This window comes from Mycobacterium asiaticum, from assembly GCF_001673635.1.
Classification (GTDB): Bacteria; Actinomycetota; Actinomycetes; order Mycobacteriales; family Mycobacteriaceae; genus Mycobacterium; species Mycobacterium asiaticum_C.
The window spans coordinates 109,840-131,473 of record NZ_LZMH01000082.1 but is presented as its reverse complement, the minus strand read 5'-3'; the positions used below and the strand labels follow the sequence as shown (position 1 = coordinate 131,473).

Below are 21,634 nucleotides of genomic sequence, written 5' to 3'. Positions count from 1 at the left end.
GGTGGGTAACTGCTTATTACACAGCGGTCCACTAGACGAAGGCGAGTACGCGATGAGCAGAGCTACTGTCAGTGCACAAAGCCATGCGGGCGACGTCAGATCCAAAGTGGCGCGGGTCGGTCTGATAGGCAAGGGAGCGCTGTACGTGCTCCTGGGTTTCCTTGCGATCAAGGTAGCTATGGGTGATGGCTCCTCGGAAGGCGCTAGTAAGGCTGGGGCGATCCAAACGGTCGCGCAGGCGCCCTTCGGCAAGTTCCTGCTGATCGCCTTGACGGTGGCTCTGATCGCGTTGGTGGTGTGGAAATTCAGCCAGGCCGTCTCGGGTGATCCGATCGAAGGGTCGGACGGCAGCGATCGGGCCAAGTACGCGGGCAAGGGCGTTCTCTACAGCGGTGCGGCGCTGGCGTCGCTGTCTGTCCTCATCGGGAACTGGGGCGGCGATGCCGGCGCGGTCCCCAGTGGTGGCGGTGGTGGCGACGGCCAGCAGCATGCCGCCGGGGTGGTCATGGGCCTGCCCGGCGGACGGTGGATCGTGCTGATCGTCGGCCTCGCCGCAATCGGCTTCGGTGGTTATGAAATCTACAAGCACGCCATCAACCGCGGCTTCATGAAGCGCACCGGAGCGCTGAGTCAGGACAAGCGAAAGGTCATCGAAGCGCTGGGGCGGGCCGGGTACGTGGGCAGTGGACTGGTGGCCATCGGTGTCGGGTTCTTCTTCGTCATCGCCGCCCTGACTTTCGACCCGACGAACGCCAAGGGATTGTCCGGGCTGTTGGCCGAACTCGCCGGCCAGGGCTGGGGGCAGGTGGTCCTTTGGCTGATCGCCGTCGGATTGTTCGCCTACGGTTTGTTCTCGTTCGCCGAGGCGCGCTACCGCCCCGCCACCTAGTGCTGATTGCAGACAAACAGCGCGTTACACGGGCTTCGAGAGTCGGTGCGAGTCACGGGTTTACCCCGTAATCAGGTACGCAATCCAGCCGCTCAGCGCCCCCCGGGCCGGCGCCGGACCACACCGTCATCGAGCATCTGCTGGAAGTGTTCGTTGACCGTCTGCTCGACGGGCCGATACGTCAGTCCCAGCTCGTCTCGGCTGCGGCTGTTGTCGAATTTCAGTGGGTAGCCCACGTTGCGGTCGATGAACTTCCGCGTCAGCCCGACAACGGGTGCGACGGCCTTCACCATCACCTTGGGTGCCGTAGTCCTGGGGAACGGGTAGAGCGGCCCGTACTGGCGACGCAGGATCTTGCCGATCTGCAGCAGCGTCACCGAATCCGCGTTAACTATGTAGCGGCCGTGCGCCTCGGGGGTGAAGCCGGCACGTAGGTGAGCATCGGCCACATCGCGCACGTCCACCACCCCCATGGTCAACGCGGGAGCTCCGGTGAGCAGGGTTCCGTCGGTGAACTGCTTCATCGTGCTCAAGCTGGCCGAGTCGCTGGCACTGGTCAGTGCGGGGCCGAGCACCATGCCGGGGTGGATGGTGACCATGTCCCAGCGGTCCTGCTCCTGGACGTAGCGCCACGCCTCCCGCTCGGCGACCGTCTTGGAATACGGGTACGGCTGGTGGTCGACGCTGCTGGTGGTGTTCCAGTGTTCGGGGGTGAAGACACCGCCGGGAAGATCGCGTGATTCGCAGGCATCGCCGTAGATCGCCACCACGCTGCTGGTCAGCACCACGCGTTTGACGGAATGCGTGCGGTTGACCGAGTCCAGCACGTTGCGGGTGCCCTCCAGAGCCGGGCGCACCAGCGCCTCCTGCGCATCCTTGTACCCGGAGAGCAGAAACGGCGATGCGGTGTGCATGACGAGTTCGCAGCCGGCCATGGCCTCGTCGAAGCTGCCGGCATCGAGCAGGTCCGCTTTGAACAGTCGGAGTCGTCCGGGATGATCGTCCGAGAGCTTGTGCAGATGCTCCAAACCTGACGGCTTCTGCGGGTTGCGCACCGTGCCGTGTACCGTGCGTCCCGCTTCGAGGAGCAGTCGGACGATCCAGCTGCCGATGTAACCGCTGGCGCCGGTGACAAGCACTGGCGCGTCCGGGTTGATCGCCGTCGGTGATGCGCTCATGTGGGTGTTCCTCTCTGGCGGGTCCGGCGACCACGTTCTACGTGCCGCCCCATAGCGTATGACCAGATGAGGTTGTCTTGTTCATCTCTGCAACCGCCCCTGTCTCCTGGCGCCAGCCCAGGCGGCTCCGCAATTCGGCATTGCGGTCCGATGATGTTACTGAAAGCCGTTGCCTACCAGCAGAAGTCGCACGAATCCTGTTTTACGGGCGGCGGGTTTTCGCCGTCCCACACATCGCTTGGCAGCTCACCCTTGTATGGAACGTTGCCGGCCGAGTTCTGCACCCAGAACCACGTGTGGCAGACGTTCATGTCCCACTGGTAGGCGACCCCCGGCCCCGACGACATGTCGTAGCGGGAGTACACCATGGAATTGCCTGGGCACCACGTGTGCGGCGGTAGGGGTCCAGCCTGGGCGGGAGCCGCCAGCCCCAAACCACAGCTAGCCAACGCAGCGGAAGCCAATGCCGCGATTCGTCCGTTCATGGTTCTGATCTCTCTAATGGTCGGTAACGCCAGCGTGCGCGCGACGGCTTGCGGAACTCTTGCGTCGGTGCGCTGAAGCCGCCGCGATAGATTGCTACTCGTGAGCGAAGACAGAGTCCGGGTGCGGATTGCCGACAACGGCGTGGCGACGGTGACGATGGTGCGCGCCGACAAGCACAATGCCCTCGACCAAGCCATGTTCGAAGGCTTGGTGAGCGCCGCGGCGCAGCTGGCAGGTGACGCGTCGGTCCGCGCGGTTGTACTGCACGGCGAGGGCAAGAGCTTCTGCTCTGGTTTGGACGTCGCAAGTTTCATGAGCGGCGAACGCGGCACGGGTGTCCTGCTGTCCCGAGACGGGGACCACCCGGCCAACCTCGCCCAACGCGTGAGCTATGACTGGTCGCTGGTACCGGCGCCGGTCATTGCCGCGATCCACGGCAACTGCTTCGGCGGCGGCATGCAGATCGCGCTCGGCGCAGACATCCGGATCGCTGCCCCGGACGCGAGGCTGAGCATCCTGGAGATCAAGTGGGGACTGGTCCCCGACATGGGCATCACGCAGACGCTGCCGAGGGTGCTGCCGATCGACGTCGCGAAAGAGCTGACGTTCACTGGCCGCATCGTTTCCGGCAGCGAGGGTTCCGAGCTCGGCTTGGTGACCCGGACGGCCGCGGATCCGCTGTCGGCGGCGCAGGAGCTCGCGGGCGAGATCGCATCGAAGTCACCCGACGCCATCCGCGCCGCCAAACGCCTATACGACGAAACCTGGGTCAGTAACGACGCCGCGGCCGCGCTCGAGCTCGAATCCGTGCTGCAGACCGGGCTGATCGGCACGCCCAACCAGATCGCGGCGGTGGTCGCCGGAATGTCCGGGGAGAAACCGGTTTTCACCGATCCCGCATAGCGGGGTGACCGCGGAGACAGCCATCGTTGGGATCGGTAGCCAATGGCGCCCTCTAGGAAGTGTTGGAGAAAGGCAGGCCAACACCAACAGAGAGGACGACGGCAGCTATGTCGTTTGTCAACGTCGTGCCCGACATCATCGCCAAGGCGGTCGAGGGATTGGATTACCTCGGCTCGACAATCAGCGCGGCCAACGCCGCGGCGGCTACCGCAATCGTCGGGATGTCGGCCCCGGCCGCTGACGAGGTATCGGCGGCAATCACCTCCTTACTGAACACCCAAGCGCAGGAATATCAATCCGTCAGCGCCCAGGTGGCGGCGTACCACAGCCAGTTCGTCAACCTGCTGAACGCCGGCGCGAACTCCTATCTGAGCACCGAGATCGTCAACACGCATGCCGCCGCCTCCAGTGAAATCACGCAGTTCTACGGCGACGGCTTGCTGGGCGCGCTGCTCGGCGCCGAAGCCGATGGCATCGAGCTTCCGCTCGATGCCATCGGCCCGGTGATAACGTCAGCGGGCGCGCTCGGGCAAAGCGGGACAACATTTTTCAACGCGGTGCTGGCGGGAAATTCGGACGCGGCCATTTCCGCGCTTCGCGACGTCGGCCCCAACCTCGGGAGCGCGTTCCTCTACGGCCAGAACTTGGTCTCGGTACCCCTGCCGTCGAATGTTCCGGGTGTGTCGCTGGCGCTGAACATTCCCTTCGGCGGTGTGCTGGCCCCTATCCAGCCCATGACGGCGACGGTGACTTTCGGAGGCCAATTTGCGGGCCAGGCACCGGTTACCGTTCCGATGCCATTTGAGGTCGGCGGCATCATTACCGAGGTGCAAACCGATGCGCCGTCGGTAGCTCTTGCACTGCTGCTTTCGCCATTGTTTTTCTTGTAATTCTCCCCGGCGAGCAGACGCAGAATCGCATGAAACCCGCGGTTTCTATGCGATTCTGCGCCTGCTCGCGCTGGGTGAGGAAGCCCCTTCTTCCATGTCGAAATGCGGATCCGGGGGAAAGGCGCCGAAGCGGTCCTGCCACGTAGTTGGCCGCGCGACAGAAGACATTCGCGGATCGCGAACCAGGCCGTCGCGTCGAAACCTATGCTGCCCGACATGAGCGAGTTTCAGGTGTCCGCGCCGCCGGACCTTCCCGGCGTCCCGTCGGCGGAAGGGTCCCTGCCCGGCCCGGACAAATTGATCGGCCGGCCCCGCGCTTTGGCCGTGGACTTACTCGGTGAATTGCACGGCCCGCTGTTCTATGCGGATTTCAACGGCGGCATAAGAAAGCTCTACGCGTGCTCGCTGGACCTCGTCACAGAGCTGTGCGACGAAAGCCGCTTCGCCAAAAACCTCACGGCAACTCTCGCCCGGGTCAGGCCCTTGGCCGGTGACGGTTTGTTCACGGCTTACCACGGCGAACCCAATTGGCAACGCGCCCATGATGTCCTGCTGCCGGGTTTCAGTTACGCCGGCTTGCGCGCCTATCACGACGCGATGCTGGACATCAACTGCAAGCTGATCGACCGGTGGGATGCCAGCGTTGGAATAGGGCCGGTGGATGTGTCCAATGACCTGCAGAAGCTGGCCATGGACACCGTGGCGCTCGCGGGATTCGGTTCGCGGTTTGACTCCTTCGAGTGTTCCGGCCTGGCTCCGATCCCGCAGAGCTTTACAAGAGCCCTGGGGGAGTTGGCATTTGACGCGCCAACGCCGGTCTTCAACGAAGAAATGGCTAGGCTGTACACCTTCATCGACGGGTTGATAGCCGAGCACAGATTCGTTGGTCATGAGTCCGAGGATCTGCTTGCGCTGATGCTGCAACAGGATCCGGACGGCAATCCCGTGCTCGAGATCGACAACATCCGCAATCAGATCCTGACCTTTCTGATCGCCGGTCAGCTCACCACATCGGAGTTGATGCCGAACGCGCTCTACAACATCGTCAGTGATCCGGCCGTGCTGCGCCGGGTGCAGGCCGAGGTGGACACCGTTTTCGGAACCAACGACGACTATCTGCCGGGCTACGACGACATCGGCAAGCTGACCTACTTGCGGCAGATCATCGAGGAAACCCTGCGGCTATCCCCACCGGTGCTGCATTTCGACCGAATGGCGCTGGAAGACACAGTGATCGGTGACAAGTACCCGATCAAGCGCGGCGAGGCGGTCACGGTGCTCACCGGCGCATTGCACCGCCAGCCGCAGTGGGGCGACAACGTCGAGCTGTTCGATCCCGACCGGTTCGCTCCCGAACGCTCGGCGGCCAGGCCGAGCGCGTTGTTCAAGCCCTTCGGAACGGGAGCACGATCATGCATCGGGCGGCAATTCGCGCTACATGAGGCGGCCATGGCGCTGGCCCGGGTTATCCATCGCTACCGCCTCATCGACACCTACCACTATGTGCCGCAGTGGGAGACTCCGAACAGCCGCCGAGCGGTTGGATTCCGTCTCGATGTCCTCCGGCGCACCCCGCAGGACCGTAGGACCGACACACCCGGCGCTGCTGCCGGTACACAGAGCACAGCGCAACAACCAACGGCGATCACGGCCGGCACCCGACTCGCGATCCTGCACGGCTCAAACCTCGGCACTTGCCGCGCACTAGCCCGTCAATTCGACGGCGATGCAGCGGCTTTGGGATGCAGTGTCACGGTGGCGCCACTCGACGACGCTGTCGGTGGTTTCCCGGAAGCCGAGGCCATCCTGATCATCGCATCGTCCTACAACGGACAACCGACCGACGATGCGCGGGCCTTCCTCACCTGGCTGCTCGACGCCGATACCGCGCTGAACCCGACACCCAACGTCGCGGTCCTCGGTGTGGGTGACCACAACTGGGCAGACACCTACCAGGCGGTTCCGCGGCGCATCGACAAGCGGCTCGGGGAGCTGCACGCCAACCGATTGGTCCCGCTGGCCGCGGCCGATACCTCGGGGGACATGGTCGGTGCGATTGAGGAGTTCGCCGCCGCACTGTGGTCGGCGCTGGCCGAACGTTTTGGTGACCCCAACGCCGCGCCGGTCACGGACGGGGCCGAACCGCTCTACGAGTTGCGCCGGATCATCGGACCGGTCACGGCGGCGATGGACGCGCGGTCGGCGGTGATCCCAATGACCGTCGTCGAGAGAACCGAACTGGTCAGCCCTGGGCTGGGTCAAGCCAAAACCTATGTCCGCGTAGAGCTTCCGGACGGCCTCGACTACCGCACCGGTGATCACCTCACGGTGATGGCCGACAACCCGCCCGAGGTCGTCGACACCGTTTTGACCCAACTTGGCCTCGACCCTGGACTGCGGCTCGCGATCAACCCTCGGCGCAGCTCAAGACGACTCATCGCACTGGATCGGGAGGTCAGTGTCCGGGAACTGCTCACCCACTTCGTGGAACTGCAGAAACCCGTGACCAGCAGTCAATTACGCCGTCTCGCGGCGGCCAACAGCAATACTGCCGAACACCAACGGCTCGCCGAACTGGCCGAGGCCCCGGACGGCTGCCCCCTCAGCGTGCTGGAATGCCTCAACGAGTATCCGGCTTGCGTGCTCACCGGTGCTGAGCTTCTGGAACTGCTCGACCCCATGGTGCCGAGGCACTATTCCATCGCATCGTCGTCGATGCTGTCACCACGCACGGTAGGACTGGTCGTCAGTGTGCTCGACGCGCCGGCCCGATCCGGGCGCGGCCTGTTCAAAGGGGTCGCTTCCAACTACCTCGCGACAGTTCAACCCGGACAAACGATCCGGGCCCGCGTCGATCCGGCCCGTCAGGCGTTTCGGGCCGGTGCCGATCCGGCCAAGAACGTCATCCTGGTCAGTGCCGGCACCGGCGTCGCACCGTTCCTGGGTTTCCTGGGTGACCGACTTGCCGCACAGCGCGCGGGAGCCCCGGTGGAGCCCGCGCTCTGCTTCTTCGGAGTGCGTGACCCGGAGGTCGATTACATCTTCCGTGAGCGGTTCGAGCAGGCCGAAGCCATCGGCATCGTGCAGATGCGCCCGGCGTTCTCGCGCGCGCCGCAAGACGGTGTTCGCTACGTCCAGGACCGGATCGCCGCGGACGCCGATGACGTGTGGAACCTGTTGGGCGACCCGGCCAAGGACGCCCACGTCTATGTGTGCGGTGACGGTGCGCGGATGGCGCCGGCCGTGCGCGGTTCGTTCCTCGACATCTATCGGGCGCGGACGGGGGCCGACGACGGTCAGGCCCGCCAGTGGCTGAACGGACTCATCGAATCCGACCATTACGTCGAGGACGTGTGGGCCGGGTGAAAGCCGTTCCAGCACATTGCCACTTCCACTAGAGTTGATTCATGGGCGGTGAGTTCGCCGAGATCCGGATCACCTACCCTCGGGAATACGTCGAGCCGACACCCGAGGCCATCCGCCCGCGGCTGCTGGACTGGCAGCTTGACGCCAAGGGAAGGCACGTCGCCTGGCGCTACCGGATAACCCGCTACGAGCAGGACGGCCAACCGAGATGGTGGTTGGACGGCACCGGCCAGCACCCGTGGACCAGCGACGACGTCGAGTACCTGAAGGACGTGGCCGAACACCACGCCGGTCGGCTGATGCACAGACAGCGATGGCGGCCCAACAGCATGTACAACGACCAGGAACCGCCGCTGTGGCTGGGTGGCCGAGGCTGGCCCTGACACTATCCGCTAGGTGCTTCGAGCTCGGTCGCCAGCCTCTGTTGAGTGGCCGCCCACGACGCCAGGAGCGCCAGACCGTCAGCGGTCGGGGTGCCCGCGGGCGCAGTGTAGACGTTGAGGTGCAGGCCGGGATCCGCCGGCAGTTCAAAGGATTCGACGTCCAAGTCGAGCTGGCCCACGATTGGATGGTGCACCCGCTTGCGCCCGGAGCGCTGCAGCCGCACGTCCTGAGATGCCCACCGCTCCCGGAATAGCTCACTGCACGTTGACAGTTCGCCGACTAGGGTTATCAGCTCCTCGTCGTGCGGATTTCGGCCGGCTTCCATACGTAGTTTCGCGGCCGCGTCAGCGGCAAGCTGATCGTAATCGACAAAGAAATCTCTGGCCGCCTCGGGATTCAGATAGACGAACCGCGCAGTGTTCGCGGGTCGTCGCGGGTCGGCCAGCACGGGTGAATACAGCGCACGCGCAAGTTGATTCATGGCGAGTACGTCATAACGTCCGTTACGAATCCAGGCCGGCGCATCAGAGAAGGCGTCGAGTACCTGCTGCAGTGTCGAGCGCACCGTCGCGGCAGGCCTGCGCCGCCGCGAGCCGCCGCGTGCCCGGGATTGCCTCGCGAGGTGGAACAGGTGGTCGCGCTCGGCTTCGTCGAGTTGCAGCGCCGAGGCCAACCCGTTGAGCACGCCATCGGAGGCACCAGCGAGGCTACCGCGCTCCATGCGCACGTAATAGTCGACTGATACTCCTGCCAGTAGCGCTACCTCTTCGCGACGCAGACCTTTGACCCGACGATTGCCGCCGTAAGCAGGAAGGCCCGCCTGCTCGGGTGCGATACGGGCGCGACGCGAGCTCAAAAACTCCCGGATGTCGGCGCGTAGATCCATCGTGGCCATCTCCCCACCGTAAGTGTGTCCGGCAGGCTGAGGGAGGCACCGCGGGTACCCCGCGAATTCACGCGGAACGTCTAGGGGGTACCCGTTGCGGTCGTCGCGACGCCGCCGTCTACCGGGATGATGGTGCCGGTGAGGTAGGACCCAGCTCGGCTGGCGAGAAACACGGCAATGCCCGCCATGTCATCGTTGCGGCCGAGCCGGCGCAGCGGAGCCCCCGCCGCGATCGTGTCGCCGACGGCATCGAGGGTGGATGCCATCATTTGCGATGGAAACACCCCCGGTGCTACCGCGTTCACCGTGACGTGCTGTGGGCCGAGTTCTCTGGCAAGCACTCTGGTGAGTTGATGCAGTGCCGCCTTGCTGCTGGCGTACGAGTAGTTGGGCGACGCGGCGACGTGGATGGCGGCAATACTGCCGATGTTGATGATTCGCGCGGGGTCATCGGCGGTGCCCGCCCTGCGAAGTGCGGGGAGCAGCGCCTGCACCAGCCAGAACGGTGACTTGAGGTTGAGGTCGATCACTATGTCCCAGGCCTCGTCCGGGAACGTCGCCAGCGGTTCGCGCCACATCGCTCCTGCGTTGTTGACGAGGATGTCCAAGCGGTCCGAGTCAACCGTGACCAGATCAGCGAGGCGTTGACACTCGTCTTGTCTGGACAGGTCGGCCGGGATTGCTTGAACGTCGCCGAATTCAGACAGTAAACGCTGCGCCTGGGCGCACGCGTCTGCTTTGCGTGAGCTGATGACGACGCGGGCGCCCGCGCGGAGAAGGCCACCCGCGATCATCATCCCAATGCCTCTGGTGCCGCCGGTGACTAGTGCGCACTTCCCGCTCAGATCGAAAAGCTCGGTGTGAGTTGTCGTTTGGTTGTTCGTCATTGGTCTCCGTTCCTTCAGTGGTGCCATGCGCCGACCAGGCTCCCCGACTCAACCAGGCTGACCGGCATTTCGGACGTCCGGGAGACTCTGGCGATACAGGTACTGGGAGATCCCCCTTGCGTATGCGCTGGCCGCGCCACAAACCCTGCGTGCACAGTCGCTTTCGTGATTGATCTGTGTTGTGACCAGGACCAGCGATCATGCTGGCCCCGCACTCCTTTCACGTGGTCGGGGGTCAAGGGCTTGGCGGCGTCCGGCGTGATGCGGCAGGCGCCCGACCAGACCGTTCGGCTCCATGGCGATGATGAAAGGGATGTCCCCGACCGCTACGGGAATGATCGGCGCCGCAAACAGCGTGCAATGGGCCGCGCCGCTTCGTAGAGTCAGCAGTGCGGACCCGCGCGACGGCTCGTTCGGGGCGTGTCAGGAGGTGCATCCGTGACGACCGACGCGGTCCACCAACTCAAAGCTGATCTCGCTCGCTTCGGCTACCTCGCAGACGACGGGCTGGCCACCGCCATTCATCTGGCCGTGCGGCTCGGGCGCCCGTTGCTGCTCGAAGGTGAGGCTGGCGCGGGCAAGACCGAGGTCGCCAAGACCCTTTCACGCTTGTCCGGTGCAAAGCTATTGCGCCTGCAGTGCTACGAAGGCATCGATGTGTCGCAGGCGGTCTATGAATGGGATTACGCCCGCCAGCTGCTGCACCTGAAAGCCGCGGAAACCGGCGGTGCGCGGGCCGTCGCTGCCGCCGAGGATGAACTCTTCTCTGAGCGATTCCTGGTTCGGCGACCGCTCCTGCAAGCCCTCGCCAACGGCGACGGCCCGCCGCCGGTGCTGCTGATCGACGAGATCGACCGTGCCGATGACGAGTTCGAGGCGTTCCTGCTGGAGATCATGTCCGATTACACGGTGACGGTGCCGGAGCTCGGTACGTTCGCGGCCGAGGTGCCGCCCACGGTGATATTGACCTCCAATCGAACCCGAGACCTGCACGACGCTCTCAAACGACGCTGCCTCTATCACTGGGTCGACCACCCCGGCATCGAGCGGGAAGTGGCCATCGTACGACTGCGCGTGCCCGAGGCGAGCGAGCGGTTGGCGCGGCGGGTCGCGGCAGCCGTCGAGGAGCTGCGGGGCCTCGACCTCTACAAGCCCCCGGGAGTGGCCGAGACGATCGACTGGGCACGAGCGCTTGCTGCGCTGGGGGAGCCGGAATTGCCGCGCACCGAGGTCGAGCACACCCTCGGCTGGGTGTTGAAGTATCGCGAAGACATCGAAAAGGCAAGGGCGGCAGGGCTCGACGCCTTAGTGCGACTCGCCGACGACGATGTATGACAACGCGGACCGGCTTACGGTGGTGTTCGCGCACCGGCTCCGAGCCGAGGGGTTGGCCGTTCCCAGCGGCTCGGTCGCGCTGTTCGTATCGGCCCTGAGCGAGATCGATCCGACCGACCGCGACACCCTGTATTGGGCGGGGCGTGCCGTATTGGTCAAGCGTCCCGAGGACATCGACACCTTCGACCGGGTATTCCGTTCGTTCTGGCTCCACAAAGCCCCGGTTGCCCGTCACGACGACCTCGACTCAGAGACCCCGGCCGAGCAGCCGAGCGCGCCGTCCACCACCGAAGTTCGCTACAGCCCAGTAGAAGTATTGCGCAGCAAGGACTTCGGCGAGTACACCGCGAAAGACTTTATCGATGCCCAGCGGTTGATGGCCCAATTTCGCGCGACGGCGGCGATGCGACGCAGCAGGCGGCGCCGGCCCGCCAAGCGGCGGCGGCACTCGCAACCTGACATCCGGGCTACCGTGCGTCGTGCGTTGCGCACCGGTGGGGAACCAATCCGCCGAGCCTGGAATGCGCCGACCCAGCATCCCCGCAGGCTGGTATTGCTATGTGACGTCAGCGGTTCGATGGACGCCTACTCCCGGGCACTGTTGCGGTTCATGCACGCCGCGGTCGCCGGCCGCCGTCGCGTCGAGGCCTTCGCGTTGGGAACACGTCTAACCCGGCTGACGCGGGAGTTGTTGTTGCGCGACCCCGAGCAAGCGCTGCGGCGCGCTGGCGCGGCGGTGCCCGACTGGTCTGGGGGCACTCGACTCGGGGAAACCCTGCGCGACTACAACAATGCGTGGGGGATGCCGGGCATGTCTCGTGGCGCCGTGGTGGTCATCCTCTCCGACGGCTGGGAGCGGGGCGACCCGAGCGTGATCGCTGAACAGATGGCGCGGCTGTCGCGCGTGGCGCACAAGGTGGTGTGGGTCAACCCGCTCAAGGCGTCGCCGGGTTATGCACCCCTGGCCCGCGGTATGGCCGCAGCATTACCGCACATCGACGAATTCATCGGCGGTCACAACCTGAACGCATTGGACGAGCTGATTGCGGTCATCGGCTAGTCCGTACGTTCGGGGATGACGCCCGCGAGCTCGAGGATCCTGGTGGGCGGCAGGTGCTGTTCGGTAATCCGGACACCGAGGTCGGCCAATGCGTCCTCCACCGCGTTCGTGATCGCCGCCGGCGCGCCGATCATCCCCCCTTCACCGACGCCTCGATAGTTGTAGGCGATGTCTGACGGCGTCTCGATGTGGTGGATCTCGATCTCGGGGATCTCCATAGTGGTTGGGATCAGGTAGTCCATGAACGTTCCCGACCGCGGCTGCCCGTCCTCGCCGTACGTGGTCTTCTCGTAAAACACGGCGCCCACGCCCTGCGCGACGCCACCACGAATCTGCCCTTCGACGATTGCGGGGTTGATCATCTCGCCGCAGTCCTCCACGACCGCATAGCGAGGAATCTTCACCTGGCCGGTTTCGAGGTCCACGTCGACCCAGCACACGTGCGTGGACTGCGCCCATCCTCCTTCGCCGCCGTTCCAGTCTCGGTGCACCCGGATCGCCTCATCACGGCCCAGTCGGTCGGTGTTGCTCACTGTGCCGCCTTTTGAGCCCCGTCGCATCGCCTCCTCGGCGACCTCTCGGAAGGTCCGCGACATCGCCGGGACGCCCGCGACGTGAATCTCACCGTCTTCGATGACGATGTCAGCCGGCGAAGCCTCCAGCAGGTCCGCGGCGATGTCGACAATGTGTTCACGCAACGTATGTGCTGCCACGCCCACCGCGCCGCCCGCCATCGCCGCCGACCGGCTTCCGCCGGTGCCCATGATCCCGAACGGCGAGAAGTCTGTGTCGCCGTAGCGCACTCGGACTGCCTCCACCGGGACCCCGAGCTCGTCGGCGGCTACCTGCGCGAGCGTCGTCTCGTGACCTTGGCCATGGGGTATTTGCCGGGTGTGGACCGTGACATTGCCGTCGGCTTCGAGGACTGCCTGGATGGGCTCGCCGCCGGCGAACACGGAGAAGCCCGGCATGATGCAGTCCATGTACCCGGGCGGACCCGGAGCCGCCTCTATGTAGGTCGAGATCCCGAGGCCGAGGCGCCGTCCCTGTGCCCGCGCCGCCGCCTGGTGTTCTGCCCAGTGTTCGAAATCGGCGATTTCCAAAGCCTTTTCGAGCGTCGCCCGGGCAGACATGCGCACATCGAGGATTGGGCCGGTGATCATCTTGGTCGGGAGTAGGTCGGGCCCGACGATGTTTCGTAGCCGGATCTCGGCGCGGCTGAGCCCAAGCTCGCGAGCTATCACATCGAATAGCCGTTCGCGGACCCAGGTTTCGACCGCCCACGGGCCCCGGTAGGCGACGTATGTCGGTTTGTTGGACGCGACGAGTTCGATATCGAACTGCATTGCGTCGAACCGGTACGGGCCGGGGAACATCGTCTGGATGATGCGGCAGAACATCGGTGCACCGAAGGGGAATCCCGGATACGCACCCCCGTCCATCGTGAGCTTGGCCCGCAGGCCCCGCACCGTCCCGTCGTTGCGCACCGCAGCCTCTACGGCGACCCGCTCGTCACGAGCCTGCGCGCCGACGAGGAGGTGCTCGTTGCGGTCCTCGATCCACTTGATCGATCGGCCAAGTCGCAGTGCGGCGGCGCCCAGGGCGATGTCCTCGCGCAGCACCGTGGTCTTCGCTCCGAATGCGCCGCCGATATCGCCGGTAACGACGCGCGGGAGGTGTTCCTTCGGCGTCGCCATCAAGCCCAAGAATGTTCGGCTCAGGTGGACCATCCGCATCGGATCCCGAGCGATCTGACGCAGCATGATCGGCATTATCTGCTTGGTGTCCTGCATCATCGCCGGGTTGCTGCGGATGAACTCGCGAGCCCCGGTGAAGATCGCCTTGGTCTGTTCGCGTTGGCGGAACAGGTCGCGGACCGACATCCACACCGGCTGACGGGCCAGGCACATTGCCATGGCCCACTTGAACGCGTGCGCGGCCTGATGGGCCGCGTGCAACATGAGGTTGCCGTCGGCGTCGATCTCGGCCACCGTGCCCCTGGTCTCCATCGGTTGGTTGGCGTGCCGGTGCTGGCGGAAGGTTTCGCTGATCACTCGATCCGCCCCGGCAAACGCCGCTTCGACGTCGCCGAACGACTGCGACTCCGTGTAGACGACGTTGCCGTTGGCCTTCGGCCAAATCGCCGGCCGGCCGGGATCGTGGGCGTGGGCCAACGTTGCGATCGGTTGCAGCTCTTCGTATTCCACGTCGACCAGTTCAGCCGCGTCCTCGGCTACCGCGCGTGACGTCGCTATCACGATCGCAACCGGATCCCCGACCAAACGAACACGGTCGACGGCCAGGGCCCAGTGCCACGGGTCGTAGAGACCCGGGAAGGCGAACATCCCCATCAGCGGATTGGTCATCGCCGCCATGTCGCGACCAGTGAAGACCGCGTACACCCCGGACAGGGCTGCGGCGCGGGTGATGTCGATGCCGCGGATCAGGGCATGGGGCCAGGGACTCCGGACGAACGCGGCGTGGGCCATGTCCGGGACGACGACATCGTCGACATACCTTCCGCGCCCGCGCAGCAGGCGGCGATCCTCAACCCTGCGGACCCGGGCGCCGACGAATCGCCCCATGATCTGTTCACGCATCGTCGTTCACACCTCCTGCGTTGGAAGCCAGCTTGGTCGCGGCTTCGGCCACACCGTCCAGGATCGACGCGTATCCCGTGCAACGACAGAGGTTTCCGGAGAGCTCTTGCTTGATCTGCGCCATCGTCGGCGACGGATTGTCGGCCAGCAGGCACCGCACTGTCATGAGGAATCCCGGTGCGCAGAAGGCACACTGGAACGCGTGGCGCTCCCACATCGCCCGCTGGATCAGCCCCATATCATCACCGTCGCTCAGTGATTCGACGGTCTCGACGGCCGCCCCCTCGGCCTGCATGGCCAGCATGAGACAGGAACGGACGGGCTGACCGTCGACCGCGACCGTGCACGCCCCACAAACACCGTGCTCGCACGCGAGGTGGGTGCCGGTGAGCCCGAGGTTGTCGCGAAGCAACTCGGCAAGGGTCGTGCGGCCCTCGACCACCGCGCGCTCGTCGCGACCGTTGACCCGCAAGGTGATTTCCCGCATCACACACCCGCCCGCTGGGTAGTCCGTGCCGTGGCGCGCTCTGTGGCCTCGGCGAGCCCGCGCCGGGTGAGCACCCCAGCAACATGCGCCCGGTACTCCGACGACGCGTGATCATCGGCGCGCGGCCGCAACGCGCCCGACACCACGTGTGCCGCCTCCGCAAACAGCGCCGAGTCAGGCTGGTTGCCTTCGAGCAGCTGCTCGGCCTCGACGACCCGAACCGGAGTGCTCGCTATCCCGAAGTAAGACAACGCCGGTCGCCGCAGCAATCCGGCGTCGTCGACCACGAGCGTTGTCACCAGGCCGGCCAACGCGAAATCGCCGTGCCGCCTACTGATCTCCAGCACCGACCATCCCGCGCGTGGTGGCCAGGCGGGGAATCGCACCCCGACGAGCAGCTCGTCCTCGGCCAGCGCGGACGACAGATAACCCTCGAAAAAGTCAGCCGCATCGACCGTCCGCTGTCCCGTCGGGCCTCGCACGATCATCTCCGCGCCGACCGCCAGGGCAACCGCAGGAAGTTCGGCCGACGGATCGGCATGGGCCAAACTCCCGCACACCGTTCCCCGACTCCGAATCGCCCGATGACCGATGTATGGCATGGCCCCAACTACCGCCGGCGCGGCGGCGGCCAGGGCGTCGGATCTCTCGACGCGGGCATGAGTTACTGCCGCGCCAACCGAGACAACGCCGCTGTCGCCGATGTCGATTGACTGCAAGCTCTGCACTCTGCCGATGTCGATGAGATGGCCCAAACGGGTCAACCGCAGTGCCAGGACCGGGAGGAGGCTCTGCCCACCGGCGAGCACTTTCCCGTCCCCGCCGCAGGTTTCGAGGAGTGCGACCGCCTCGTCGACCGTGTCCGGTCGGTGGTAGTCGAATGGCGACATTTTCACGGCAAGTCTCCCTCCGACGGGACCTGGAATTTTACCGCGCTTTGATCGGCAAGTCTCCCGTCTGGCAAATTGTGCGGTACCAGCTCAAGGAAGACGAGTGACAGGCTGCGCCGCAACCGATAGATTCGATCAGCAAAGACATTGCATTGTCAGCCGCGTTGTTCAGTGGATCGATTTGTCGGAGAGCGTTACGTGAAATACCTCAAAGCTTCCTTGATCGCCGTTGCGGCAATCCTGGTGATCGCGTTCGCTGTGTGGCCGGTAAAGAGGCAATGCCCTAACGGCCCCTGCACCACCGCCCCGGACGCCCAGGGCCTAGTTCGCACTTATTATGAGGTTCAACCTCTCGGCGCCGTCGTAATTGAAGACCTCACTGGTCAACACGTCGCGGTGGCATATAGCTCGGGGTACGACAACAAGAAGTACCCGCATTAGCCTTAGCTCGTGTGCGGGTTCCTCCGCTGCTCAGCAACTCCACCACAGCCGAGTAGGGTCGTTGAGTGCCAGAGACAACGGCTGACGGGCGCTACATCGTCGTCGACGGCCGTAGGTGGCGGGCCACCGATCCGCTGATCCCCGAGGATCGACGGGCCGAGCTGGTCAAGATTCTGATGGCATGGCGTCGAGAAGTGCGCCGCGCCAAGGGAACACCGCAGGAGCCGAGGGCCCGCGCGGGTGTGCACGCGGCGAAGGTCGCGTTGGGCGAACGCGGCCAGCCCCCGTGGTGGGAGCAGACGCAGGAGGAGCGACGTAACCGGTGGCTTACTGAGGTGCCGGAGCCGAGCTAGGGTCCGCGCCCGGCTCGGCCGGCCCTGAAGGCCCATTGGCGCCCCGGCTGAGTTCGGTAAGGGCGCTTCGGTATTGCTCGGTACGGGGATAGCCACTGTGGGTTTGGATTTCGTAGAGATAGCCGACCTTGACCACCCGCTCGGCCACTCGATCGACCGGGTTCTCATCTTCGGCGTAGGTCCACACGGGAAAGCCGAGGTAGTCGGTCCGGCGCCAGAGACTGCGCCACCGCGGCCCAGGCGCCAAGAGTCCGTGGACCGAACGAGGGTCCGGCACCGGTGCCGGTCCGTGTTCCGCGCACCGTTCCCTGGCCCACGGGTCAGGCGTTCGCAAGTCGGCAGAAAGGCAAGGCGGGCACCCAAGCACCCTTGGCCCCAATAGTTCTGGGAATATCCGGCCGAAGTATGTGCGCAGCTGGCTGCCGTATGAAAGCAATGCCACCCGATCGCGGTGATTGTCCAACCGGGGCGACAGGATCACCGCGACCGCTAGCACGGAACCAAGGCTGTGCGCGGAGAGTATGGCTCTCTCACCCCGGTCCTTTTCGAACCAGTCCGCGCAGCGGGCGGCGAGTTCGGGGACCACTCGTTCCGCGTAGCAGGGCGGCGCGAGGGGATGCCCCGTGCGAGGCAGAAAGCAGATCAGGTCCCAGACGAGGCCCAACGGTCGACCGCCCACGGCGGTACCGCCGACGGCAAGGCCGATCACCAAGACGCCCGTCCCCGCGAGTGCCCACATGCCGATCGATAGCAACCGGTCCAGAGTTGTGGCGAGGCAGGACGATCCGAAATGCTTCGGAGTGAGTGCTCGCACCGACGCAATCAGAGTGAGCGTCATCGCGATTGCGCTCAGGGCAGCCAGGGCTGCGACGAACCTCTCCGCGCGCTGCGCGAAGGCGGCAAACCCGGCCGCGTTAGCGGTCATCGGTTGCCCGTAATCGAGCGCCTTTCGCCCCCGCCATGATCTGGCGAATGCGTATGTGCCGACTGCGAACATCCCAGCTATCACCGGTATCACCGATGCGCCGGACCACACGTAGGGCAGGGGTACTTGAAGGTCGGGCACGGAACCCGACACACCGTCGGCCAAGTTGCTCGCGGAGTTGTTGCCGTTGAGCCAGTCGCCGGCGGCCGTCACCACTGCGCTCGACAGCAGCATGGCGAAGGCTGCTGCCGTCAGCAGCAGCACGCCCGGCCCGCCGCCGTTCCACGCTTCATGCTTGCACTTCTCGGCCACCATGTGTCGCACCACCAGCAGGACACCCAGCACGACAGCGGCCGCCCCGAGCCATACCGGGAACCACCATCGAATGCTGTTGGCGTATCCCGAGACGATGACCAGGCTCGCGAAGCCGAGCCCCAGCGCCGTGGGGAGTCCATCCCAGGCCGTCTTGACACTCGGACGCCACAGCAGCGCAGCCAGCGCCAAACCCAGCAGGGCAGCGAGTAACAAGGTCGGTGTGAACGCGACGCCGAGCAGCTGCCGCGGTTTTGGGTCGGGCTGGTCACGCCACAGCAATGCCGCCTGCACGACGAACAGGACGGCGCCCATCACGACAGGACCCCAGTCCAGCACCCAGCGACGCGATGATCGCCTCGGAACATCCGCTGCGCAATCGGATCTGAAGCCGACGCTGTAAAACGTGAACGCCAGGATCGCGATGCCTATCGCGACGACCACAAGTTCGGTGATGACGGTGCCGTCACCATGAAGGACTTCTCGTCGGCACGCAGCACTGAAAAATCTGTCTCGGCTTCCGCACGACTCACCACGACCGAAGGCGACATGAAAAGCCGTGCCAGTGGCGATCAATGTGGCCGTCGCGGCGACATGCATCCGCGACGTGACCTTGGTGCTTTCCCGGTGTGCCCAGAAACCTTGGGTGGAAAGGATGGGCCACTTCGGTGTCGTCACTTCCGACGCCTCGGGCTTCTTGCGCGAATTTTCTGGTGTTGAGGGGTCGGGCTGTTCGTAGCGCACCCGCGTGACTGCGGACAGCATTGCCAATCCGAGGATCAACAAGACGGGCACCACGCTCAAAACCGCAAGGCGGCGGCTCTGCGTCAGGCTGCCCAGAAAGTCGAGTTGCGACGGCAGGTTCGTGCACAGTCTGGTGGAATCACTTGCGTAGCACTGTACTCCGATGAGGTCGAGCGCGATGCTCGTTGCAGACACCGCGAGCAGCAGTGTCATCATCAGTCCGGCGATGCGCAGTGAGGCAGCGCCGCGGCCGTGCCGCCAGCCGTCGCGCCCCGGCCGTTGGCCGGGATCGGGGCCGTCATCGAATCTCCTGGACCAATACGCGACGTTCACCAAACCGAACGGGATGAGCAGGGCCCAACCGATCCTCGCGATTGCCCCCACGATCCGGCCGATTCCCATGGCCCCACCGACCGAACTGCGGGCCATACCGCCCCAGCTGTAGGCCTCGAGTTGGGTCGGTGCGTTCACCCCAGGTGATCTTGGACGCCAGAAGCTGCCCAGTGCGTCGCCGGCGAACTTCTCGACGTCTTCGCCGGGCAGGTCGAGCATGCTCTCGGGGCTGGTGTTGTTTATGCCGTGAATGCGGAGTTCGAGTACCGCACGATCTGCCATCGGGCCCCCAAGCGCATCGGGTTACTGTGTGCCGATGCTAATCGCTATCGCTTCAGGCGATAAGGAGCAGCGCCGAGGTCACGAGCATGACGGCGGCGGTTGACCCGTGAACTCCCCAGGCGACCGCTTTCGAGCCGTCGTTGTTGAGCACGATGGATGTGTCCGCAACCGGAATGATGGTGGCGGCCAATATGATCCAGCCGAGCAAGTGAGTCGCGCCCGCAACCATCAGGATGACGAGGAAGAGTCCCGACGCGATGTCGCGGACGCCCTTGATGCTCAGGTAGGCGCGGACGCCGGGTTGGCCGAGGTCCGGGAGGACGCCGTAACCGGCGGCGGCAACGCGCGGCGCGAGAATGAACCGAGCGCCGATGAAGACGATGGCCGCCGCTATCAGGCCGGCGAGCGTGTAGGCGGTGATGGTCATGGTGAGCACTCCTAGGTGGTCAGCGCATCGGTGAGAAGGTTGTCGGTTCGAGCGGCACGGACTGGACATCGATGATTTCGTCGGGATCGAAACCGGCCAGGTCGGAGGCGAATTCGGGGCTGCTCATGCACTCCCGCGTTACCTGGTCGGGGTCGGCGCCGGACGGGTAGCGGATCAGCGCGACAAGGCGATTCGCGCCGCCGCTTCGTTCCGTCCACACGCCGTGGGTGCTCACTCCGAAGGCTTCGAAGGTCGCCAGGTGCCGGGCCCAATGAACGGTTGCATACCGCCGCAGGGCTTCTGGTGAGCGCAGGCTGTAGATCCTGAGTTGAAACATCGGGCTGCTCAGACAGTCAGTGCCACGCACAGAGCGGCCAGCGCCAGGCCTTGCAGCGTCGCACGAGCACCGATGATGCGATCCCACTTCGCTTGCAGCACACGCCCGTTCGCCAACGGCCGACCGGTGTCGGCGGCGGCCGTGAGTTCCCGGTTGATCGGTGCGCTTACCCGCGTATAGAGCACGAGCCAGGCCAACAGGAGGACCAGCGCGGCGCTGGCCGCCATCGCCGGTGCCCACTGCGCGCAGAAAATGGCCAGCACGACGGTCGTCGCGGCACCAAGGACCCCGAGAACCCCGGGCACCGGCATCCGCCGGTCTCCGTATCGGTGCACGGCGCCCATGACCCCGACGAGGGCGCGGTCGTCGACCGCCGCTAGAGCGGGTCGCAACACGATCGCACAGAACACGTCGGTGCCGTAGACCACGGCGGTGCCGAGCGCCGCGACCAACGCGGCGGCTCGTGTGATTTCTGGGTTCATCTGATCATTCCTCTCCATCAACAACTGCTAGCAACGCTAACCCTTAGGCTCGGCCCACGTCAATAGCGGTGCTATTCCTGCTATCGGTGCTAAGATTCAGCCGTGGCCATCAGCGATCGTGTAGAGCGGGAGCGGGCTGCCCGTCGACAGCTGATCGTCACGACGGCCCGCAAGCTGGCCGAGGCCGAGGGCTGGGACGCGGTAACCACTCGTCGGCTGTCAACCGAGATCGAGTACAGCCAACCGGTGCTGTACAAGCATTTCGCGGGTATGGAGAAGATCGCCGAGGCCGTCGCCGTCGACGGGTTTGGCGAGCTCGCCGAAGCGATGCGGGCCGCCCGCCCCGATTCCGGCGCCGGGCCTGAGGTCCTGGCTCGCGTTGCGCGTGCCTACCTCGACTTCGCCGCGGAAAACCCGGCGGTCTACGACGCGATGTTCATCCGCGCGACCGGCTTGCGCTTCGGCGCGGAGGACACACCGGCCCAGCTGACGGCGGCCTTCGACGAATTGCGCGACGCGGTCGCCCTGGTCGCCGACGAGAAGGATGCCGACACGCGCACCGAGGTGTTGTGGGCCGCGCTGCACGGACTCGTCACCCTCGGCCGCTCTGGCCGCCTACGGCCCGATCACGATCGAGAAAGACTCGAAATACTCATTGATCGATTCATCCCGAAGAGGCGTTGAGCAATTCGGTCAAGCTGCCACGCGACACCTTTTCGTCGGCATATGCTCCGGTACCGACGATCGGTTTAACCGG

Annotated in this window: 20 protein-coding genes; 9 read left to right on the top strand and 11 right to left on the bottom strand. The window is 65.1% G+C overall.

From position 1 onward, the window contains the following. Window positions 1-52 precede the first annotated feature (52 nt). Complete coding sequence (locus tag A5645_RS24540) at window positions 53-889, top strand: DUF1206 domain-containing protein (protein ID WP_172830603.1); 837 nt, start codon at window positions 53-55, stop codon at window positions 887-889. A 92-nt stretch (window positions 890-981) separates the two neighbouring features. Here A5645_RS24540 and A5645_RS24535 read toward each other — a convergent pair whose 3' ends face one another. Beyond that, entirely contained in the window at window positions 982-2,067 is a 1,086-nt protein-coding gene (locus A5645_RS24535) for an SDR family oxidoreductase (RefSeq protein WP_216638340.1), read from the bottom strand. 173 nt (window positions 2,068-2,240) lie between these two features. Then, window positions 2,241-2,552: a hypothetical protein gene (locus tag A5645_RS27410; RefSeq protein WP_081288548.1), complete on the bottom strand. Its 312-nt coding sequence runs from the start codon at window positions 2,550-2,552 to the stop codon at window positions 2,241-2,243. Between the two features lie 100 nt (window positions 2,553-2,652). On the opposite strand from A5645_RS27410, the gene A5645_RS24525 reads away from it, so the two are divergent. The 4 genes from A5645_RS24525 to A5645_RS24510 all read left to right on the top strand — a co-directional run bounded on the left by A5645_RS24525 (window position 2,653) and on the right by A5645_RS24510 (window position 8,095). Further along, on the top strand, window positions 2,653-3,456 hold the full coding sequence (locus tag A5645_RS24525) for a crotonase/enoyl-CoA hydratase family protein (RefSeq protein ID WP_065131369.1): 804 nt from the start codon (window positions 2,653-2,655) through the stop codon (window positions 3,454-3,456). 125 nt (window positions 3,457-3,581) lie between these two features. Beyond that, the gene (locus A5645_RS24520) at window positions 3,582-4,346 is read left to right on the top strand and encodes a PE family protein (RefSeq protein WP_172830602.1); all 765 of its coding nucleotides are present in this window, start codon (window positions 3,582-3,584) and stop codon (window positions 4,344-4,346) included. A gap of 216 nt (window positions 4,347-4,562) precedes the next feature. Continuing rightward, window positions 4,563-7,712 (top strand): bifunctional cytochrome P450/NADPH--P450 reductase, encoded by a 3,150-nt coding sequence (locus A5645_RS24515; RefSeq protein ID WP_065131409.1) that lies wholly within the window; start codon window positions 4,563-4,565, stop codon window positions 7,710-7,712. A 41-nt stretch (window positions 7,713-7,753) separates the two neighbouring features. Beyond that, window positions 7,754-8,095 carry a hypothetical protein gene (locus tag A5645_RS24510; RefSeq protein WP_065131367.1) on the top strand — a complete coding sequence of 114 codons (342 nt, stop codon included), beginning with the start codon at window positions 7,754-7,756 and terminating at the stop codon, window positions 8,093-8,095. Between the two features lie 2 nt (window positions 8,096-8,097). Here the strand turns inward: A5645_RS24510 and A5645_RS24505 are convergent, their stop codons facing one another. After that, entirely contained in the window at window positions 8,098-8,991 is an 894-nt protein-coding gene (locus tag A5645_RS24505; RefSeq protein ID WP_065131366.1) for a helix-turn-helix transcriptional regulator, read from the bottom strand. Window positions 8,992-9,062: 71 nt separating this feature from the next. After that, entirely contained in the window at window positions 9,063-9,869 is an 807-nt protein-coding gene (locus tag A5645_RS24500) for an SDR family oxidoreductase (protein WP_065131365.1), read from the bottom strand. 438 nt (window positions 9,870-10,307) lie between these two features. Here A5645_RS24500 and A5645_RS24495 point away from each other — a divergent pair, with 438 nt between their 5' ends. After that, a complete protein-coding gene (locus A5645_RS24495) occupies window positions 10,308-11,204 on the top strand; it encodes an AAA family ATPase (RefSeq protein ID WP_081288547.1) in 897 nt (298 codons plus the stop codon). Then, on the top strand, window positions 11,197-12,264 hold the full coding sequence (locus A5645_RS24490; RefSeq protein ID WP_065038089.1) for a vWA domain-containing protein: 1,068 nt from the start codon (window positions 11,197-11,199) through the stop codon (window positions 12,262-12,264). The genes A5645_RS24495 and A5645_RS24490 overlap by 8 nt, the downstream gene beginning before the upstream one ends. Here A5645_RS24490 and A5645_RS24485 read toward each other — a convergent pair. The 3 genes from A5645_RS24485 to A5645_RS24475 are packed head-to-tail and all read right to left on the bottom strand — an operon-like array spanning window position 12,261 to window position 16,241. Continuing rightward, window positions 12,261-14,864 (bottom strand): xanthine dehydrogenase family protein molybdopterin-binding subunit, encoded by a 2,604-nt coding sequence (locus tag A5645_RS24485; RefSeq protein WP_065038090.1) that lies wholly within the window; start codon window positions 14,862-14,864, stop codon window positions 12,261-12,263. The genes A5645_RS24490 and A5645_RS24485 overlap by 4 nt on opposite strands. Continuing rightward, on the bottom strand, window positions 14,857-15,351 hold the full coding sequence (locus tag A5645_RS24480) for a (2Fe-2S)-binding protein (RefSeq protein WP_065038091.1): 495 nt from the start codon (window positions 15,349-15,351) through the stop codon (window positions 14,857-14,859). Before A5645_RS24480 ends, A5645_RS24485 begins: the two co-directional genes overlap by 8 nt. Next, the gene (locus tag A5645_RS24475) at window positions 15,351-16,241 is read right to left on the bottom strand and encodes an FAD binding domain-containing protein (protein ID WP_065038092.1); all 891 of its coding nucleotides are present in this window, start codon (window positions 16,239-16,241) and stop codon (window positions 15,351-15,353) included. Before A5645_RS24475 ends, A5645_RS24480 begins: the two co-directional genes overlap by 1 nt. A 506-nt stretch (window positions 16,242-16,747) precedes the next feature. On the opposite strand from A5645_RS24475, the gene A5645_RS27405 reads away from it, so the two are divergent. Then, complete coding sequence (locus tag A5645_RS27405; RefSeq protein WP_081288546.1) at window positions 16,748-17,035, top strand: hypothetical protein; 288 nt, start codon at window positions 16,748-16,750, stop codon at window positions 17,033-17,035. Here the strand turns inward: A5645_RS27405 and A5645_RS24465 are convergent. Genes A5645_RS24465 through A5645_RS24450 form a run of 4 tightly spaced genes read right to left on the bottom strand, consistent with a single transcriptional unit; the run spans window position 17,010 to window position 20,877 of the window. Further along, window positions 17,010-19,631: a hypothetical protein gene (locus A5645_RS24465; RefSeq protein WP_065131364.1), complete on the bottom strand. Its 2,622-nt coding sequence runs from the start codon at window positions 19,629-19,631 to the stop codon at window positions 17,010-17,012. The two genes, A5645_RS27405 and A5645_RS24465, sit on opposite strands and share 26 nt — an antisense overlap. A 52-nt stretch (window positions 19,632-19,683) precedes the next feature. Next, entirely contained in the window at window positions 19,684-20,058 is a 375-nt protein-coding gene (locus A5645_RS24460; RefSeq protein ID WP_065038155.1) for a DUF4267 domain-containing protein, read from the bottom strand. 19 nt (window positions 20,059-20,077) lie between these two features. Further along, complete coding sequence (locus A5645_RS24455) at window positions 20,078-20,395, bottom strand: NIPSNAP family protein (RefSeq protein ID WP_065131363.1); 318 nt, start codon at window positions 20,393-20,395, stop codon at window positions 20,078-20,080. Between the two features lie 8 nt (window positions 20,396-20,403). After that, window positions 20,404-20,877: a DUF1772 domain-containing protein gene (locus A5645_RS24450; protein ID WP_065131362.1), complete on the bottom strand. Its 474-nt coding sequence runs from the start codon at window positions 20,875-20,877 to the stop codon at window positions 20,404-20,406. A 102-nt stretch (window positions 20,878-20,979) separates the two neighbouring features. Here A5645_RS24450 and A5645_RS24445 point away from each other — a divergent pair, with 102 nt between their 5' ends. Beyond that, window positions 20,980-21,561: a TetR/AcrR family transcriptional regulator gene (locus A5645_RS24445; protein ID WP_065038097.1), complete on the top strand. Its 582-nt coding sequence runs from the start codon at window positions 20,980-20,982 to the stop codon at window positions 21,559-21,561. Window positions 21,562-21,634: the final 73 nt, after the last annotated feature.

What these genes read in the sequence shown, in the direction of transcription:
- A5645_RS24540 (WP_172830603.1), top strand. Translation starts at nt 53, where the DNA reads ATGAGCAGAGCTACTGTCAGTGCACAAAGCCATGCGGGCGACGTCAGA.
- A5645_RS24535 (WP_216638340.1), bottom strand. Translation starts at nt 2,067, where the DNA reads ATGAGCGCATCACCGACGGCGATCAACCCGGACGCGCCAGTGCTTGTC.
- A5645_RS27410 (WP_081288548.1), bottom strand. Translation starts at nt 2,552, where the DNA reads ATGAACGGACGAATCGCGGCATTGGCTTCCGCTGCGTTGGCTAGCTGT.
- A5645_RS24515 (WP_065131409.1), top strand. Translation starts at nt 4,563, where the DNA reads ATGAGCGAGTTTCAGGTGTCCGCGCCGCCGGACCTTCCCGGCGTCCCG.
- A5645_RS24510 (WP_065131367.1), top strand. Translation starts at nt 7,754, where the DNA reads ATGGGCGGTGAGTTCGCCGAGATCCGGATCACCTACCCTCGGGAATAC.
- A5645_RS24505 (WP_065131366.1), bottom strand. Translation starts at nt 8,991, where the DNA reads ATGGCCACGATGGATCTACGCGCCGACATCCGGGAGTTTTTGAGCTCG.
- A5645_RS24500 (WP_065131365.1), bottom strand. Translation starts at nt 9,869, where the DNA reads ATGACGAACAACCAAACGACAACTCACACCGAGCTTTTCGATCTGAGC.
- A5645_RS24490 (WP_065038089.1), top strand. Translation starts at nt 11,197, where the DNA reads ATGTATGACAACGCGGACCGGCTTACGGTGGTGTTCGCGCACCGGCTC.
- A5645_RS24485 (WP_065038090.1), bottom strand. Translation starts at nt 14,864, where the DNA reads ATGCGTGAACAGATCATGGGGCGATTCGTCGGCGCCCGGGTCCGCAGG.
- A5645_RS24480 (WP_065038091.1), bottom strand. Translation starts at nt 15,351, where the DNA reads ATGCGGGAAATCACCTTGCGGGTCAACGGTCGCGACGAGCGCGCGGTG.
- A5645_RS24475 (WP_065038092.1), bottom strand. Translation starts at nt 16,241, where the DNA reads ATGTCGCCATTCGACTACCACCGACCGGACACGGTCGACGAGGCGGTC.
- A5645_RS24465 (WP_065131364.1), bottom strand. Translation starts at nt 19,631, where the DNA reads ATGGCAGATCGTGCGGTACTCGAACTCCGCATTCACGGCATAAACAAC.
- A5645_RS24460 (WP_065038155.1), bottom strand. Translation starts at nt 20,058, where the DNA reads ATGACCATCACCGCCTACACGCTCGCCGGCCTGATAGCGGCGGCCATC.
- A5645_RS24455 (WP_065131363.1), bottom strand. Translation starts at nt 20,395, where the DNA reads ATGTTTCAACTCAGGATCTACAGCCTGCGCTCACCAGAAGCCCTGCGG.
- A5645_RS24450 (WP_065131362.1), bottom strand. Translation starts at nt 20,877, where the DNA reads ATGAACCCAGAAATCACACGAGCCGCCGCGTTGGTCGCGGCGCTCGGC.